Annotated in this window: 10 protein-coding genes and 2 pseudogenes; 9 read left to right on the forward strand and 3 right to left on the reverse strand. The window is 58.6% G+C overall.

Annotation, left to right across the window (positions count from 1 at the left end):
• The first annotated feature begins 346 nt into the window (after window positions 1-346).
• The 4 genes from ABTV29_RS27185 to ABTV29_RS27200 are packed head-to-tail and all read left to right on the forward strand — an operon-like array spanning window position 347 to window position 3,811.
• Window positions 347-1,063 carry an ABC transporter permease gene (locus ABTV29_RS27185; protein WP_433767645.1) on the forward strand — a complete coding sequence of 239 codons (717 nt, stop codon included), beginning with the start codon at window positions 347-349 and terminating at the stop codon, window positions 1,061-1,063.
• 34 nt (window positions 1,064-1,097) lie between these two features.
• Window positions 1,098-1,991: a glycine betaine ABC transporter substrate-binding protein gene (locus tag ABTV29_RS27190; protein ID WP_433767646.1), complete on the forward strand. Its 894-nt coding sequence runs from the start codon at window positions 1,098-1,100 to the stop codon at window positions 1,989-1,991.
• A gap of 12 nt (window positions 1,992-2,003) precedes the next feature.
• Window positions 2,004-2,657 (forward strand): ABC transporter permease, encoded by a 654-nt coding sequence (locus tag ABTV29_RS27195; RefSeq protein WP_433767647.1) that lies wholly within the window; start codon window positions 2,004-2,006, stop codon window positions 2,655-2,657.
• Window positions 2,654-3,811 (forward strand): osmoprotectant ABC transporter ATP-binding protein OsmV, encoded by a 1,158-nt coding sequence (locus ABTV29_RS27200; RefSeq protein WP_433767648.1) that lies wholly within the window; start codon window positions 2,654-2,656, stop codon window positions 3,809-3,811. The genes ABTV29_RS27195 and ABTV29_RS27200 overlap by 4 nt, the downstream gene beginning before the upstream one ends.
• A gap of 201 nt (window positions 3,812-4,012) precedes the next feature.
• On the opposite strand, the gene ABTV29_RS27205 is transcribed toward ABTV29_RS27200, so the two are convergent.
• Window positions 4,013-5,122 (reverse strand): DUF3472 domain-containing protein, encoded by a 1,110-nt coding sequence (locus tag ABTV29_RS27205; RefSeq protein ID WP_433767649.1) that lies wholly within the window; start codon window positions 5,120-5,122, stop codon window positions 4,013-4,015.
• A 406-nt stretch (window positions 5,123-5,528) separates the two neighbouring features.
• Between ABTV29_RS27205 and ABTV29_RS27210 the strand changes: the two are divergent.
• From ABTV29_RS27210 to ABTV29_RS27220, 3 genes and pseudogenes are all read left to right on the forward strand, one after another.
• Window positions 5,529-5,738: pseudogene (locus ABTV29_RS27210) on the forward strand (type III PLP-dependent enzyme); the annotation flags it as partial.
• Between the two features lie 122 nt (window positions 5,739-5,860).
• Window positions 5,861-6,292, forward strand: coding sequence for a hypothetical protein (locus ABTV29_RS27215; protein WP_433767650.1), 432 nt, complete (start codon window positions 5,861-5,863; stop codon window positions 6,290-6,292).
• A 148-nt stretch (window positions 6,293-6,440) separates the two neighbouring features.
• Window positions 6,441-7,604, forward strand: a pseudogene (locus ABTV29_RS27220) (type III PLP-dependent enzyme).
• 168 nt (window positions 7,605-7,772) lie between these two features.
• On the opposite strand, the gene ABTV29_RS27225 reads toward ABTV29_RS27220, so the two are convergent.
• Both ABTV29_RS27225 and ABTV29_RS27230 read right to left on the reverse strand, forming a co-directional pair.
• Complete coding sequence (locus ABTV29_RS27225; protein WP_433767651.1) at window positions 7,773-8,540, reverse strand: tetratricopeptide repeat protein; 768 nt, start codon at window positions 8,538-8,540, stop codon at window positions 7,773-7,775.
• Complete coding sequence (locus ABTV29_RS27230) at window positions 8,537-9,217, reverse strand: Fe2+-dependent dioxygenase (protein WP_433767652.1); 681 nt, start codon at window positions 9,215-9,217, stop codon at window positions 8,537-8,539. The genes ABTV29_RS27225 and ABTV29_RS27230 overlap by 4 nt, the downstream gene beginning before the upstream one ends.
• Window positions 9,218-9,425: 208 nt before the next feature.
• On the opposite strand from ABTV29_RS27230, the gene ABTV29_RS27235 reads away from it, so the two are divergent.
• On the forward strand, window positions 9,426-11,750 hold the full coding sequence (locus ABTV29_RS27235; protein ID WP_433767653.1) for a TonB-dependent receptor: 2,325 nt from the start codon (window positions 9,426-9,428) through the stop codon (window positions 11,748-11,750).
• Between the two features lie 258 nt (window positions 11,751-12,008).
• Window positions 12,009-14,537: a PepSY domain-containing protein gene (locus ABTV29_RS27240; protein WP_433772038.1), complete on the forward strand. Its 2,529-nt coding sequence runs from the start codon at window positions 12,009-12,011 to the stop codon at window positions 14,535-14,537.
• The last annotated feature ends 374 nt before the right edge of the window (window positions 14,538-14,911 follow it).

Raw genomic sequence — 14,911 nt, forward strand, 5'->3', positions numbered from 1 at the left:
CAAACGCTGCCAATTATGGAACCTTTTAAAAGGTGGAGGCGTCCACTCCCCTGTAACGACCACTCGTCGGGGGCTGAAACACCAGCAAGTCAGCCTGACGAGGCTGCGCTCATGGCTCGAAAAGCCGTACGCCTCCCCCTGTAGGAGCGAGCAAGCTCGCGATGGACGTTAACGATAACGCGGGATATCTGAATGCACGCGTTGTCTGGGCGTTTTTCGCGAGCATGCTCGCTCCTACAGGGGATTGCGCTCGGCTTGAGCTGCTTCTCGCGAACGCCTTGCCCGGCAGCCAATGATGGCCTGCCACACGGGACTGCGTTCGCCGACTGAAAAAAGGAGTCCGCCTGTGGCTATCCACCATGGCAAAGGGCTGATAGGAGGCGCGCTGGTAATCGCCCTTCTGGCCCTGCTGATCCACTGGATCGGCATCGACACGATCGAACATTACCGCGACGATCTGTTGTTTTACCTGCAAGCTCATCTGCTTCTCGTCCTCGCTTCCATGCTGGCCGCCCTCGTCGTGGGCCTCCCCGCCGGCATCTTCCTCAGCCGTCCGACCCGGGTCGCGCGTGCCGAGCGATTCATGCAGATCTTCAACATCGGCAACACCATTCCGCCGCTGGCGGTGCTGGCCATTGCCCTGGGCGTGCTCGGAATCGGCAGCGGCCCGGCGATCTTCGCCCTGTTCCTCGCCTCGTTATTACCCATCGTGCGCAACACCTTTGAAGGCCTGAAAAACGTTCAAAGCTCACTCAAGGAAGCCGCCATCGGCATCGGCATGACCCCGCGGCAGGTGCTGTGGAAAGTCGAACTGCCGAACGCCATGCCGATCATCATCGGTGGCGTGCGCGTGGCGCTGGCAATCAATGTCGGGACAGCGCCGCTGGCGTTCCTGATCGGCGCCAACAGCCTGGGCAGCCTGATTTTCCCCGGCATTGCCTTGAACAATCAGCCGCAACTATTGCTCGGCGCCGCCTGCACGGCGTTGCTGGCACTGTTGCTGGACGCCCTGGTGACAATGGCCAGCCGCCTCTGGCTCGAACGCGGATTGCGTCCGTCATAAGCGCTGAAAAGTAAGCCTCGTCAAAGGAATTCTCATGAAGACATCAAGCTTTTTATTAGGCTGCGTCCTGCTGTGCGCAGGATTTGCCCAGGCGGTCGAAAGGCCCGTGATCCGCATCGGCGCCCGGGTGTTCACCGAGCAGACGCTGCTGGCGGAAATCACCTCGCAATACCTGCGCGCCAAGGGTTACGACGCACGAGTGACCGGCGGCCTGGGCAGCAACCTGGCCCGCAGCGCCCATGAAAGCGGGCAACTGGACATGCTCTGGGAATACACCGGCGTGTCGCTGGTGGCCTACAACCATGTCACTGAAAAACTCGACAGCGAACAGTCCTACGCCCGGGTGAAAGAACTCGACGCGAAAAAAGGCCTGGTCTGGCTCACACCGTCGAAATTCAGCAACACCTATGCCCTTGCCCTGCCGAAAAACGTCGCAGACCAGTACCCGCAGATCAACAGCATCAGCGAGCTCAACAACGTGCTGCGTGACGAGGCTAAGACCCGTCATCTGGTGGCGCTCGATACCGAGTTCGCCAATCGCTCGGACGGCCTGGGCGGCATGGTGCAGCTATACGACATGAACCTGACGCGCCAAAACATTCGCCAGATGGATGCCGGGCTGGTCTACACCGCGCTGCGCAACGGCCAGGTGTTTGCTGGCCTGGTCTACACCACCGACGGTCGCTTGAACGCCTTCAATCTGAAGCTCCTCAAGGACGACAAGCATTACTTCCCGGACTACACCGCCGCCCCGGTGGTGCGTCAGGTGTTTCTCGATGCTCATCCGGAATTGGCCGGGCAGCTCAAGCCGCTGGCCGAACTGTTCGATGACGACACCATGCGCCAGCTTAATGCGCGGGTGGATGTCGACCATGAAAGCCCCTCTGCCGTTGCCGCCGATTTCCTGCGCCAGCATCCATTCAATTAAGGAGGAGAAGTCATGGAATTCTTGAACGCCTTTTCCCATCTCGACTGGCAGCAGGTGATGCACCTGACCTGGCAGCACATCACCCTGGTCGGCATCGCCGTGACCCTGGCCATTGCAGTCGGCGTGCCGCTGGGCATTCTGATGACGCGCTTCCCGACGCTCGCCGGCCCGCTGCAAGCCAGCGCCACGGTGCTGCTGACCGTACCGTCGATTGCCCTGTTCGGTCTGCTGCTGCCGTTCTATTCGAAATTCGGTCAGGGCCTGGGGCCGATGCCGGCGATCACCGCCGTGTTTCTGTATTCGCTGCTGCCGATCATGCGCAACACCTACCTGGCCCTGACCAACGTCGAGCCCGGCATCCGAGAAGCCGCGCGCGGCATCGGCATGACCTTCGGCCAGCGCCTGCGCATGGTTGAACTGCCCATCGCCGTGCCAGTGATCCTTGCCGGCGTGCGCACCGCCGTGGTGATGAACATCGGTGTCATGACCATCGCCGCCACCATCGGCGCCGGCGGCCTGGGCGTACTCATCCTCGCTTCCATCAGCCGCAGCGACATGTCGATGCTGATCGTCGGAGCCGTGCTGGTCAGTGTGCTGGCCATCTTCGCCGACCTGTTTCTGCAAATGCTGCAACGCTCGTTGACTCCAAAAGGACTGCTCAAATGATCGAACTTCAAAACCTCAGCAAGACTTTCCAAAGCAACGGCAAGGACGTGAAAGCCGTGGACTCGGTGAGCCTGACCGTCAATGAAGGCGAGATCTGCGTGTTCCTCGGGCCATCGGGCTGCGGCAAAAGCACCACGCTGAAGATGATCAACCGCCTGATCAAACCCACCTCGGGCAAGATCCTGATCAACGGCGAAGACACCACCGACCTCGACGCCGTGACCCTGCGGCGCAACATCGGTTATGTGATCCAGCAGATCGGCCTGTTCCCGAATATGACCATCGAGGAAAACATCGTGGTCGTGCCGAAACTGCTCGGCTGGGACAAACAGAAATGCCACGACCGCGCCCGCGAACTGATGAGCATGATCAAGCTGGAGCCCAAGCAGTATCTGCATCGCTATCCCCGTGAACTATCCGGAGGCCAGCAACAGCGCATTGGTGTGATTCGCGCGCTGGCGGCCGATGCGCCGTTGTTGTTGATGGACGAACCCTTCGGCGCGGTCGACCCGATTAACCGGGAAATGATCCAGAACGAATTCTTCGAGATGCAGCGGGCGCTGAACAAGACGGTGATCATGGTCAGCCATGACATTGACGAGGCGATCAAGCTGGGCGACAAGATCGCGATCTTCCGCGCCGGCAAGTTGCTGCAGATCGACCACCCCGACACCCTGCTGGCGCACCCGGTGGATGACTTTGTCAGTAACTTCGTCGGCCAGGACAGCACCCTCAAGCGCCTGCTACTGGTAAAAGCCGAAGATGCGGCGGACAACGCGCCATCCGTCAGCCCGGAAACTTCGGTGGCCGAGGCGCTGGAGTTGATGGATGAGCATGACCGGCGCTACGTGGTGGTCACCTGTGCCGAGAACAAGGCGCTGGGTTATGTAAGACGTCGCGACCTGCACCGTCAGACCGGCACCTGCGGCCAATACCTGCGCGAGTTCAACGCAACGGCCGCGTACGACGAGCATTTGCGCATCCTGTTGTCGCGGATGTACGAGTTCAACCGGGCGTGGTTGCCGGTGATGGATGCCGAGCGGGTGTTTTTGGGGGAGGTGACGCAGGAGTCGATTGCCGAATATTTAAGTTCCGGCAAGTCCCGTGGGGGCAAGACCAGCATCGTTTCGCCTGCCGAGATTGTGATCGCCTGATCTGCGCTCGTCGCCGCTGGCTCAGACTTTCCAGCGGCGACATCCAATACAAACCATGTTCCTTAACTGCCAATGTTGCTGTCGTGAAGCACAGAGCCAGAAAAACTACGCCTCTGTTTACAAACGAAACTTCTCAATACAACCACCAACCGACAGCGTAACCATGACACTCACTAACATCAACTTTTCAATATACAGCCCTCAAACCACAAAACTGGTGTAACCATAATTTGACTTCTGATTAAAAATATCATGAAGTTCAAGACTCACGTAATAAGTTCCCGGTGACAGACTCTTATCAAACGTGGCAGAACGTCGCTCTGGCACACTATCAGAAACCGTTACCAAAACGGGACCAGTGGCGCTACTAGTGCGCAATTTCAACTCGTAGCTTAATTGCGGTGTAAGCTCATCATCGATCGTCCAATCAACTTTAACTCTGCCATTTTGATATGTAGCAACCATCGTCATGACTGCTATTCTTAAACTAAGCGGACGTGGCTTATCGTACGAAGGGCGAACATAAACTTTTTTGTAATTTTCAGTATTGGAGTTCTGTCCACCACATACGACCAATACCTCCCCCCATTTCCCATCACCGTGAGGAAGGATATCCCACGTCCAAGGTCTGTTACCTCCCGCTGCCCCCTCGTAATACTGCGGCACTTGCCACGTACCATTTTGATTCATTCGAAATTGCGCCCCCCAAATTCCCTGATAACGCGAGGCACTCCCTCCAAATCGTTCAAGAAATCCTGCGGTTGTTTTCCCCTGGAAGGAAACATCCCGTTCAGGGATAGTCATCGTGGAATAGTGCGTCCACTTAAGATCATCAAAGGAGTATATGAACGTAGCCATTCGCGTTAAGTTTTCTCCTGGCTTATACCATCTACGTATCGCGGTAGCATATGTCTTACCAGGCACCCAAGGCATTGGATCTGATGTATGCCGTCCCACCCCCTCCCCCGTAAAAATATTACTAAACAATTTTGGAGACCTATACTCTAACCCGGGATTAACACCACCCACACCCCACACTGAACATATATTATTATTAAAATATGGATTCCCTCCAATTATAGCTCCGCCGTTTGTTTGCAACCCTGCATAACCTCCCCACCTCCCGAGCGCGAAGTTACTACCACACCAATAAATACCGGCATAATCGGTACCTACAGCGATTCTCTGTTCAAAATAAATTAGTTCTGCCGAGGACTCCGCGAACACCGCACTTACGTGCGGCCCATCGTCTGGACGGGTAGGGTCGGTCAAATTTTCAATCGGTTTCAACTTGTCGAGATAGCTTTCCATAACGAAGGACTCAGTGATTCAAAGGTATCCCAATCTAATCCCACTCCCTTTTTTTGTGACCTGTCAGATATGACAGGTTGATCCCATCTAAAAAGAACATTTCGGCATAACCAATGCACGAAAATCGGTCACAAAAGTCGGTTACATCAGTACCTGTCAGGGACCGCAGCGCGACATTTTTTTGATCTCGAGACCCTCACGCCCTAAAGTTCGCGCCGAACGTCCATGCTGGAAACGATCCATCCGGCTCAAGTACTGACGACGAGACATCAAGGCCAAGGGAAAGCCCCATGGCCTTTTTGCTTTCGGCGACATGCCTTGGGAAGTAGGCGAACCAAAGTGGGGATACGGAGAACGTCCATTTGCACCTATTGATAATTTCAGTTTGCCAGTAGGAGCTCCCAGCATGTCGATCCAGGTCGAAGACTATTTCGTGCGCGAAACCTTTCAGAAAATGAAGGCGTTCGCCGACAAGCGAGAAACCCCGTTCGTATTGATCGATACCGGCATGATCAGTCAGGCCTACGACGACCTGCGCGCCGGTTTCGAATTCGCCAAGGTCTACTACGCGGTCAAGGCCAACCCGGCCGTGGAAATCATCGACCTGCTCAAAGAATTGCGGCCTATCTAAGCTCTGGACCTCCGCGGGGGATGAAGACCGGCATCGTGTTGCCGGCCGAGGCAGTAGTTGAATAAAAAGGCAAAACCCGTGGGAGCGAGCCTGCTCGCCAAAGCGCAATGCCAGTCAACGACGATGCTGACCGTGAAAAAGTCTTCGCGAGCAGGCTCGCTCCCACAAAATTTGCACGCGCTGGAAGCCGGAAAAAAATATCAACACCTGTCTCGTCAAGCGGCCTCCAAAAAGGTCTGCCGAAACAGTCAAAACTGCGCTCAACCGACCTTTTGGCCGCCAACGTCGCCGATGTTGACGCCATCGCAGTTATCTTTGAGTTGGCAGGCAAAAGCGTCGAACGTGCAGGTATTTTTAACACTTCACAATTCACCGGGAACATCCGCCTGTCATCTGTGTCGAGTACAAGGAGAGCTGGCGGCAACGTGCGTCAGACAAGTGCAAAAACGCGACATTTTTTGTTGATCTCGAGCCCCTCACGCCCTAAAGTTCGCGCCGAACGTCCATGCTGGAAACGATCCATCCGGCTCAAGTACTGACGACGAGACAGCAAGGCCAAGGGCTGCGACCCATGGCCTTTTTGCTTTCGGCGACATGCCTTGGGAAGTAGGCGAACCAAAGTGGGGATACGGAGGACGTTCATTTGCACCCATTGATAATTTTAGTTTGCCAGTAGGAGTTCCCAGCATGTCGATCCAGGTCGAAGACTATTTCGCGCGTGAAACCTTTCAGAAAATGAAGGCGTTCGCCGACAAGCAAGAAACCCCGTTCGTATTGATCGACACCGGCATGATCAGTCAGGCCTATGACGACCTGCGCGCCGGTTTCGAATTCGCCAAGGTCTACTACGCGGTCAAGGCCAACCCGGCCGTGGAAATCATCGACCTGCTCAAGGAAAAAGGCTCGAGCTTCGACATCGCCTCTATCTATGAGCTGGACAAAGTGCTGAGCCGCGGCGTCAGCGCCGACCAGATCAGCTACGGCAACACCATCAAGAAATCCAAGGACATCCGCTACTTCTACGAGAAGGGCGTGCGCCTGTATGCCACCGACTCCGAAGCCGACCTGCGCAACATCGCCAAGGCCGCGCCGGGCTCGAAAGTCTACGTGCGCATCCTGACCGAAGGCTCGACCACCGCCGACTGACCGCTGTCGCGCAAATTCGGCTGCCAGACCGACATGGCCATGGACCTGCTGATCCTGGCTCGTGACCTGGGCCTGGTGCCTTACGGCGTTTCGTTCCACGTTGGCTCGCAACAGCGTGACATCAGTGTCTGGGACGCAGCGATCGCCAAGGTCAAAGTGATCTTCGAACGCCTGAAAGAAGAAGACGGCATCGAACTGAAACTGATCAACATGGGTGGCGGCTTCCCGGCCAACTACATCACCCGTACCAACAGCCTGGAAACCTACGCCGAAGAAATCATCCGCTTCCTCAAGGAAGACTTCGGTGACGATCTGCCGGAAATCATCCTGGAGCCAGGTCGCTCGTTGATCGCCAACGCCGGCATCCTGGTCAGCGAAGTGGTACTGGTCGCTCGTAAATCCCGCACCGCCGTCGAGCGCTGGGTATACACCGACGTGGGCAAATTCTCCGGCCTGATCGAAACCATGGACGAAGCCATCAAGTTCCCGATCTGGACCGAAAAGAAAGGCGAAGTGGAAGAAGTCGTGATCGCCGGCCCGACCTGCGACAGCGCCGACATCATGTACGAAAACTACAAGTACGGCCTGCCGCTGAACCTGGCCATCGGTGACCGCCTGTACTGGCTGTCGACCGGTGCCTACACCACCAGCTACAGCGCTGTTGAATTCAACGGCTTCCCGCCGCTGAAATCTTTCTACGTGTAAGCGCTACACGCAGAAAACAAAAAGCCCATGACATGTCATGGGCTTTTTTGTGCATGGATAAAACGCATTCCCCTGTAGGAGCGAGCACGCTCGCGATGGACGTAAACGATAACGCGGGAAACCTGGTCCCCCGCGGCGTTCTCACGTTTTTCGCGAGCATGCTCGCTCCTACAGGGGGTTGAGTTGCTGCTCGAGTTCGGCTTGTCGCTGGGCGTAATCAGGCGCCAAGGCGCGAATTTCCGGATCGGTTGCGCTGAGCAACGCTTTACTCGCCACCCGCAGAAAATTCACATTCCCGCCGACCAGCGCCTTGCGCAACCAGACCAGCGCTTCATCGATCTGGCCTTCATCCGCCAGCACCGCGGCATAACTGAACTGCCCGCGAAAATCTCCGCCGACTGCCGAACGTCGATACCAGTCGCGTGCCGCTTTCGCATCCGCAGGGCAAACACGCCCTTCTTCCAGGTACCGCCCCAGCAGGTTCATCGATTTCGCATGTCCCAGTTCAGCGGCGCGACGATACAGATCCAGCGCCTGCACCTGGTCTTCACGCACGCCACGTCCGGTCGCCAGCAGATTGGCGAAGTTGTACATCGCCCAGTCCAGCCCGGCTTCTGCCGCAACCCGATAATGCTGCGCAGCAACCGAAGCGTCGGCTGAACACCCCCAACCATGCTCGTGACAGCGCCCGAGCATATTGCGCGCCATCAGGTGCCCCTGGCGGGCGGCGATGTCGAACCAGCGCAGCGCCAGTGGCTGATCCTGCGCGATACCTCGTCCGTCCAGCAGAATCTGCCCGAGCAGCGCCTGGGCATCGACGAGCCCTTCCCGGGCCGCCATCAGAATCGCCTGGGCCGCACGGGCCGGGCTTTCATCGAGCATGGCCTTGAGACGTTCGCCGTCGAGCTCCTCTTCGCGGCGCAATTGAAAGCTCATACCTCAACCCAACGGCGCAGCAGGTTGTGATAGGTGCCGGTCAGGCGGATCAGCGAGGGGTGGTCCGGGACATCCTGGGTCAACTGGCGGATCGCGCCGTCCATCTCGAACAACAGGGCGCGCTGGCTGTCTTCACGCACCAGGCTCTGGGTCCAGAAGAACGAGGCATAGCGGGCGCCACGGGTCACGGGATTGACCTTGTGCAGGCTGGTGCCGGGGTACAGCACCATGTCGCCGGCGGGCAGCTTCACGCGTTGGGTGCCGTAGGTGTCCTGGATTTCCAGTTCGCCGCCGTCGTAATCCTGCGGCTCGCTGAAGAACAGCGTGGCCGACAGATCGGTGCGCACCCGTTCGATGCTGCCCTTGGGCTGGCGCACGGCATTGTCGATGTGGAAGTCGAAACTGCCACCGGCCGTGTAACAGTTCACCAACGGTGGAAAGACCTTGTGCGGCAGCGCCGCTGACATGAACTGCGGATTTCTCCACAGGCGTTCCAACATCGCCGCGCCGATTTCCTTGGCCAGCGGATGCCCTTCCGGCAGCTGGAGATTGTGCTTGGCCTTGGCCGACTGGTGGCCGGCAGTGATTTTGCCATCGGCCCAATCGGCCTGTTCCAGAGCCTCGCGAATGCGCTGCACTTCTTCTTTGTCGAACAAGCCGGGAATGTGCAACAACATGCAAAGGACACCAGAGAACCAAGGGGTGCCAATGGTATTGATTCTTATTGCCTGTGTAAAACCCGATAGACGAACGAAACAGTAAAAACCGTAAGGGCAAATTGTAAAGAATGTAAATTCGATGCAAATAGTAACGTTTCGCAATTGATACAAAGACGCGTCTACCCTATATTCCGCCGCCTCAAATCCTTGGGGAAGGGGAATAAAAATGTCACGGCAATACCCACAACTACCGGTCAGCTCACCACGCCTGCTCGCTTCTGCAATTGGCGTGGCCATCACTGCCGGTTCTGCGGGCCACATGGTCTTCGCTGCTGAAAAAACCGACGAGAAAGCACCGAGCAACACCATTTCGCTGGGTGCTACCGCGATCACCGGCGAGGCCCAGGACGAGACCTCCTACAACGTCGAGAAAGCCTCTTCGCCCAAGTACACCGCACCGCTGGTCGACACCCCTCGTTCGATCACGGTCATCCCGCAACAAGTTCTCAAAGACACCGGCGCCCTGAACATGCAGGACGCACTGCGCACCGTGCCAGGCATCACCTTCGGTGCCGGTGAAGGCGGCAACCCACAGGGCGACCGTCCGTTCATTCGCGGCTTCGATGCCCAGGGTGACACCTACCTGGATGGCGTACGCGATACCGGTTCGCAGAGCCGCGAAATCTTCGCCGTCGAATCGATCGAAGTCAGCAAGGGCCCGAACTCGGCCATCGGCGGCCGTGGCGCGGCAGGCGGCAGCATCAACCTGGTGAGCAAGAAGGCGCACCTGGGCAACTCGTTCGACGGTGGCTTCACCTGGGGTTCGGACCAGACCCAGCGTTACACCCTGGACGGCAACTATCAGTTCTCCGACACCGCCGCCGGCCGTCTGAACCTGATGAGCCACGAAAGCAACGTCGCCGGCCGGCAGAGCGTCAATTACGACCGCTGGGGCGTCGCACCTTCCTTGGCCTTCGGCCTGGGCACCGACACCCGCGTGAACCTCGACTACTACCATCTGGAAAGTAACGACTTGCCGGACTCGGGCATTCCATATTCGATCCCGACCGCAGGCTCGGCTGCCCGTACCAAGGCCAATCCGGACAAGCCGGACGACGGTGGCAACAGCAGCAATTTCTATGGCCTGAATGACCGCGATTTCCGCAAGGGCCGTACCGACACCGCGACCATCTCCGTGGAGCACGACCTGAGCGACGCGCTGACCGTCAAGAACACCCTGCGCCACGGCACCAGCATGCAGGACTACATCCTGACCCAGCCGGACGACAGCAAGGGCAACGTCAACAACGGCAGCGTCTGGCGCCGGGCGAATACCCGCGTCAGCAACACCGAGACCACCACCAACCAGACCGACCTGTTTGGTGATGTGTACATCGCCGGCTTCAAGAACAGCTTCGCCACCGGTATCGAGTTGAGCCGCGAGGAAAGCAAGAAGTCCTCGTACAACGTCAACACCGACACCACCCCAGGCACTGCGGCCGCGACCACCAACTGCTCGCCGGCCCTGATCGGCGCGCCAAGCGGCTACAACTGCACCTCGCTGTCCAACCCGAACCCGAACGACCCGTGGAACGGCGCGATCTCGCGCAACTACGCCGGCACCGACACCAAGGCCAACACCTACGCGCTGTACGTGTTCGACACCCTGGAGTTGAACGAGCAGTGGCTGGTGAACATGGGCCTGCGCTACGACCATTTCGACACCGACTACAAGACCTACACCGCCGCTGGAGCCACCACGAACAAGGGCGATGACGTCAGCGAGTTCGTCACCGGTCAGTTCGGCGTGGTCTACAAGCCGGCGGAAAACGGCAGCATCTATGCGTCCTACGCCACCTCCGCCACGCCACCGGGTGCGACCCTTGGCGAAGGCATGGACGGCAACCCGCTGGGCGGCACTCCGGATCGCAACGGCAACCTGCTGAGCAGCGACATGGAGCCGGAAACCACCAAGAACTACGAAATCGGTACCAAGTGGGACTTGATGAATGATCGTCTGTCGCTGACCGCCGACATCTTCCGCACCGAAAAAGAAAACGCCCGTGTGCAGACCAACACCACCTCGTACGAAAACGTCGGCAAGACCCGCGTGCAAGGTTTCGAACTGTCGGCCACCGGCAAGCTGACCGACAAATGGCAAGTCTTCGCCGGCTACGCCTACATGGACAGCGAGCAGATCGACGGCGGTCCACTGGCGGCCAACAAGGCCAACGACGGCAACGAACTGCCTAACACGCCGAAAAACAGCGCCAGCCTGTGGACGACCTATCAGGTCACGCCGAAGCTGACGATCGGTGGCGGTGCGTTCTACGTCGACGACGTGTTCGGCAGCGTTGCGAACACCACCATGGTCGACTCCTACGTTCGCTACGATGCGATGGCCGCCTACAAGCTGACCAAAAACATCGACCTGCAACTGAACGTGCAGAACCTGACCGACGAAACCTACTACGACAAGGCGTTCTCGACCCACTTCGCCAACCAGGCGGCGGGCCGTACGGCGCTGCTGAGCACCAACTTCCACTTCTGATGGAAATGTGAACACGCAACCTCTGTAGGAGCGAGCCTGCTCGCGATGGTCGTGAACGATAACGAGGTCAACCTGACACCCCGCGTCGTTCTCCAGTTCATCGCGAGCAGGCTCGCTCCTACAGGAAAGCGCAAAAGCAGATGCCCCGCTCACCCAAGTGAACGGGGTTTTCGTGTGTAAAAAAGAATGTTTCTCGACAACCCACGGCATCATAATGCGCGCCGTGATGACTATCTTCGAATGAACAAGGCGAGCGACGTGTTGAAGAAAACCCTGTTCCAGTTGCACTGGTTTTTTGGCATCAGCGCAGGTCTCGTCCTGGCCCTGATGGGCATTACCGGGGCGACGGTGTCGTTTCAGGATGAAATTCTGTACGCCATGAACCCTTCTGTACTGCAGGTACAGAAGCAGGTCGCCGGTGTGCTGCCACCCGCCGAGCTGGTGGAAAAAGTCGAAGCGGCCACCGGCCTGAAAGTAGCGATACTCTCGGTGGACATCGACAGCGACATTGCCGCCCGCGCCTTCTTCACTCCGGCGCCGGGTGAGCGTCGCGGCCCCATGCGTTTCTTCGATCCCTATACCGGCGAGCTGCTGGGCGACGCCACCGGCCAGCAATTCTTCGGGCTGATGCTGCAACTGCACCGCTTCCTCGCCATGGGTGACACCGGCCGGCAGATCACCGGTGCCTGCACGCTGATCCTGGTGTTCTTCTGCCTCTCGGGCCTGTACCTGCGCTGGCCCCGTCAGTGGGCCAGCTGGCGCGCCTGGCTGACCCTCGACTGGAAGAAAAAGGGTCGCAGCTTCAATTGGGACCTGCACTCCGTCGCAGGGACCTGGTGCCTGGTGTTCTACCTCCTGGCGGCGTTGACCGGCTTGACCTGGTCCTACGAGTGGTACAACAAGGGCGTGAACCGCCTGCTCTCCGACTCACCGCAAAACGAACGCGTTCGCGGCGGTCGTGGTCCAGCACCCGAGGGCCCCGCGCCAACTGCCAATTACTCGGCCATGTGGAGCAGCATCTACAGTGCGGCGGGCCCCGACCTGAGTTTCTACAACACCCGTATGCCACCCGTGGCCGGACAACCGGCGACTGTCTTTTATCTGTTGAAAGACTCACCCCACGACCGCGCCCTGAACCAGATCACACTCGACCCGGTCACCGGCGAGATCAAACGCCACGACCGCTACAGCGACAAAAGCTTCAAGGCGCAGTTGCTGACCAGCGTCTACGCGCTGCACACCGGCAGTTATTTCGGCATCGGCGGACGCATCATCCTGACCCTCACCGCCCTGAGCATGCCGCTGTTTTTCGTCACCGGCTGGCTGCTGTACCTGGACCGTCGACGCAAAAAAAGCCAGATCAAGGATGCGCGCAAAGGCCTGGCCCAACCAGGCAGCGACACCCCGGCCTGGCTGATCAGCTTCGCCAGCCAGAGCGGCTTTGCCGAGCAACTGGCGTGGCAGACCGCCGGCCAGTTGCAGGCCGCCGGGCTGCCGGTGAAGGTGCAGCCACTGGCGAGCGTCAGCGAACAGGACCTGCGGGATTCGAGCAACGCGTTGTTCGTGGTCAGCACCTTCGGCGACGGCGAAGCGCCGGACAGCGCCAGTGGTTTCGAGCGCAAGGTACTGGGTCGGGCGTTGAGCCTGGACAGCCTGAACTATGCGGTATTGGGCCTCGGTGACCGTCAGTACCAACACTTCTGCGGTTTCGCCCGACGCCTGCACAGCTGGCTGGGCGAACACGGCGGCAAGACGCTGTTCGCCCCGGTGGAAGTCGACAGTGGCGACCCTTACGCCCTGCGCCACTGGCAGCAGCAACTGGGGCTGTTGACCGGCCAGGCACCGGTGGACACCTGGCAAGCGCCCAGCTACGACAACTGGACCCTGAGCCGCCGCGAATTGCTCAACCCCGACAGCTCCGGTGCGCCGGTGTACCTGTTGGGCCTCACCGCGCCGAGCACCAGCAGCTGGCTGGCCGGTGATCTGGTGGAAGTGCTGCCGCGCAATTGCCCATGGGCCATCGAGCATTTCCTCGAAGGGCTGGGCATCGACGGTCGCGCGACCATCACGCTCGACGGCTTGTCGCAACCGCTGGAGCAAGCCCTCGCCAGCCGACAGTTGCCCGAGAACCGCAGCCACCTGGTCGGCCTGCACGCCCAGGCGTTGGTGGATGCTCTGGTGCCGCTGGCCATGCGCGAATACTCCATCGCTTCGATTGCGGCCGATGGCATTCTCGAATTGATCGTGCGTCAGGAACTGCGCGCCGATGGCAGCCTGGGCGTCGGCTCCGGCTGGCTCACCGAACACGCGCCGGTGGGTAGCAGCATCAGTCTGCGGGTTCGACGCAACAGCGGTTTCCACCTGCCGAACGAGCCGGTGCCGATGATCCTGCTCGGCAACGGTACGGGGTTGGCCGGGCTGCGCAGCCTGCTCAAGGCGCGGATCGCCGACGGCCAGCAATGCCACTGGCTGTTGTTCGGCGAGCGTAATCGGGAACACGACTATCTGTGTCGCGACGAACTGCAAGAGTGGTTGATCTCCGGCGATCTGTTGCGCCTGGACCTGGCCTTTTCCCGGGATCAGGTCGAGAAGATCTACGTGCAGGATCGCCTGCGCGAATCCGCCGATGAACTGAAGAAATGGCTGGCGGACGGTGCCGTGATCTACATCTGCGGCAGCTTGCAAGGGATGGCGGCTGGGGTTGATCAAGTACTCAACGATGTACTCGGTGCCGTCGAGGTGGAACGTCTGATCGAACAGGGCCGTTATCGCCGCGACGTTTACTGATAAACCTGAATATTGATGAAAGATCGTTCCCAATTATGGGAACGATCTAATTCAAATCATGACAGGGGAATCAATCTCAAGGCGACTTGATTAATTTTTCGTCTGTCGCTCGGCCTAATGTATCGAGTCGTGCACTTATTTCGTCGAGTTGCTTGCTTACGGGGCATGTAACTCTAGAGCAGTTGTTGTTCAGGCGACACATTTCATTACAGTCGATCCCCCTCTGACGCCCCGCCTCATCGACTATACATTGGTCGCTGGTGCCACTTCGGTAGACCCCGTTTCGATCATTGTCTTTTCCAAAAAAAACACACAGGACACCCCCTCCGCCAATCGGGTTTAGATTGCAGTAATAACCCCCGACCATCCCCCAC

The organism is Pseudomonas putida, from assembly GCF_050989985.1.
In the GTDB taxonomy this organism is placed as follows: domain Bacteria; phylum Pseudomonadota; class Gammaproteobacteria; order Pseudomonadales; family Pseudomonadaceae; genus Aquipseudomonas; species Aquipseudomonas putida_AI.

Excerpts from the sequence above, each read along its gene's own strand:
- ABTV29_RS27230 (WP_433767652.1), bottom strand. The coding sequence starts at position 9,217 with ATGTTGTTGCACATTCCCGGCTTGTTCGACAAAGAAGAAGTGCAGCGC.
- ABTV29_RS27215 (WP_433767650.1), top strand. The coding sequence starts at position 5,861 with ATGCCAGTCAACGACGATGCTGACCGTGAAAAAGTCTTCGCGAGCAGG.
- ABTV29_RS27195 (WP_433767647.1), top strand. The coding sequence starts at position 2,004 with ATGGAATTCTTGAACGCCTTTTCCCATCTCGACTGGCAGCAGGTGATG.
- ABTV29_RS27225 (WP_433767651.1), bottom strand. The coding sequence starts at position 8,540 with ATGAGCTTTCAATTGCGCCGCGAAGAGGAGCTCGACGGCGAACGTCTC.
- ABTV29_RS27235 (WP_433767653.1), top strand. The coding sequence starts at position 9,426 with ATGTCACGGCAATACCCACAACTACCGGTCAGCTCACCACGCCTGCTC.
- ABTV29_RS27200 (WP_433767648.1), top strand. The coding sequence starts at position 2,654 with ATGATCGAACTTCAAAACCTCAGCAAGACTTTCCAAAGCAACGGCAAG.
- ABTV29_RS27190 (WP_433767646.1), top strand. The coding sequence starts at position 1,098 with ATGAAGACATCAAGCTTTTTATTAGGCTGCGTCCTGCTGTGCGCAGGA.
- ABTV29_RS27205 (WP_433767649.1), bottom strand. The coding sequence starts at position 5,122 with ATGGAAAGCTATCTCGACAAGTTGAAACCGATTGAAAATTTGACCGAC.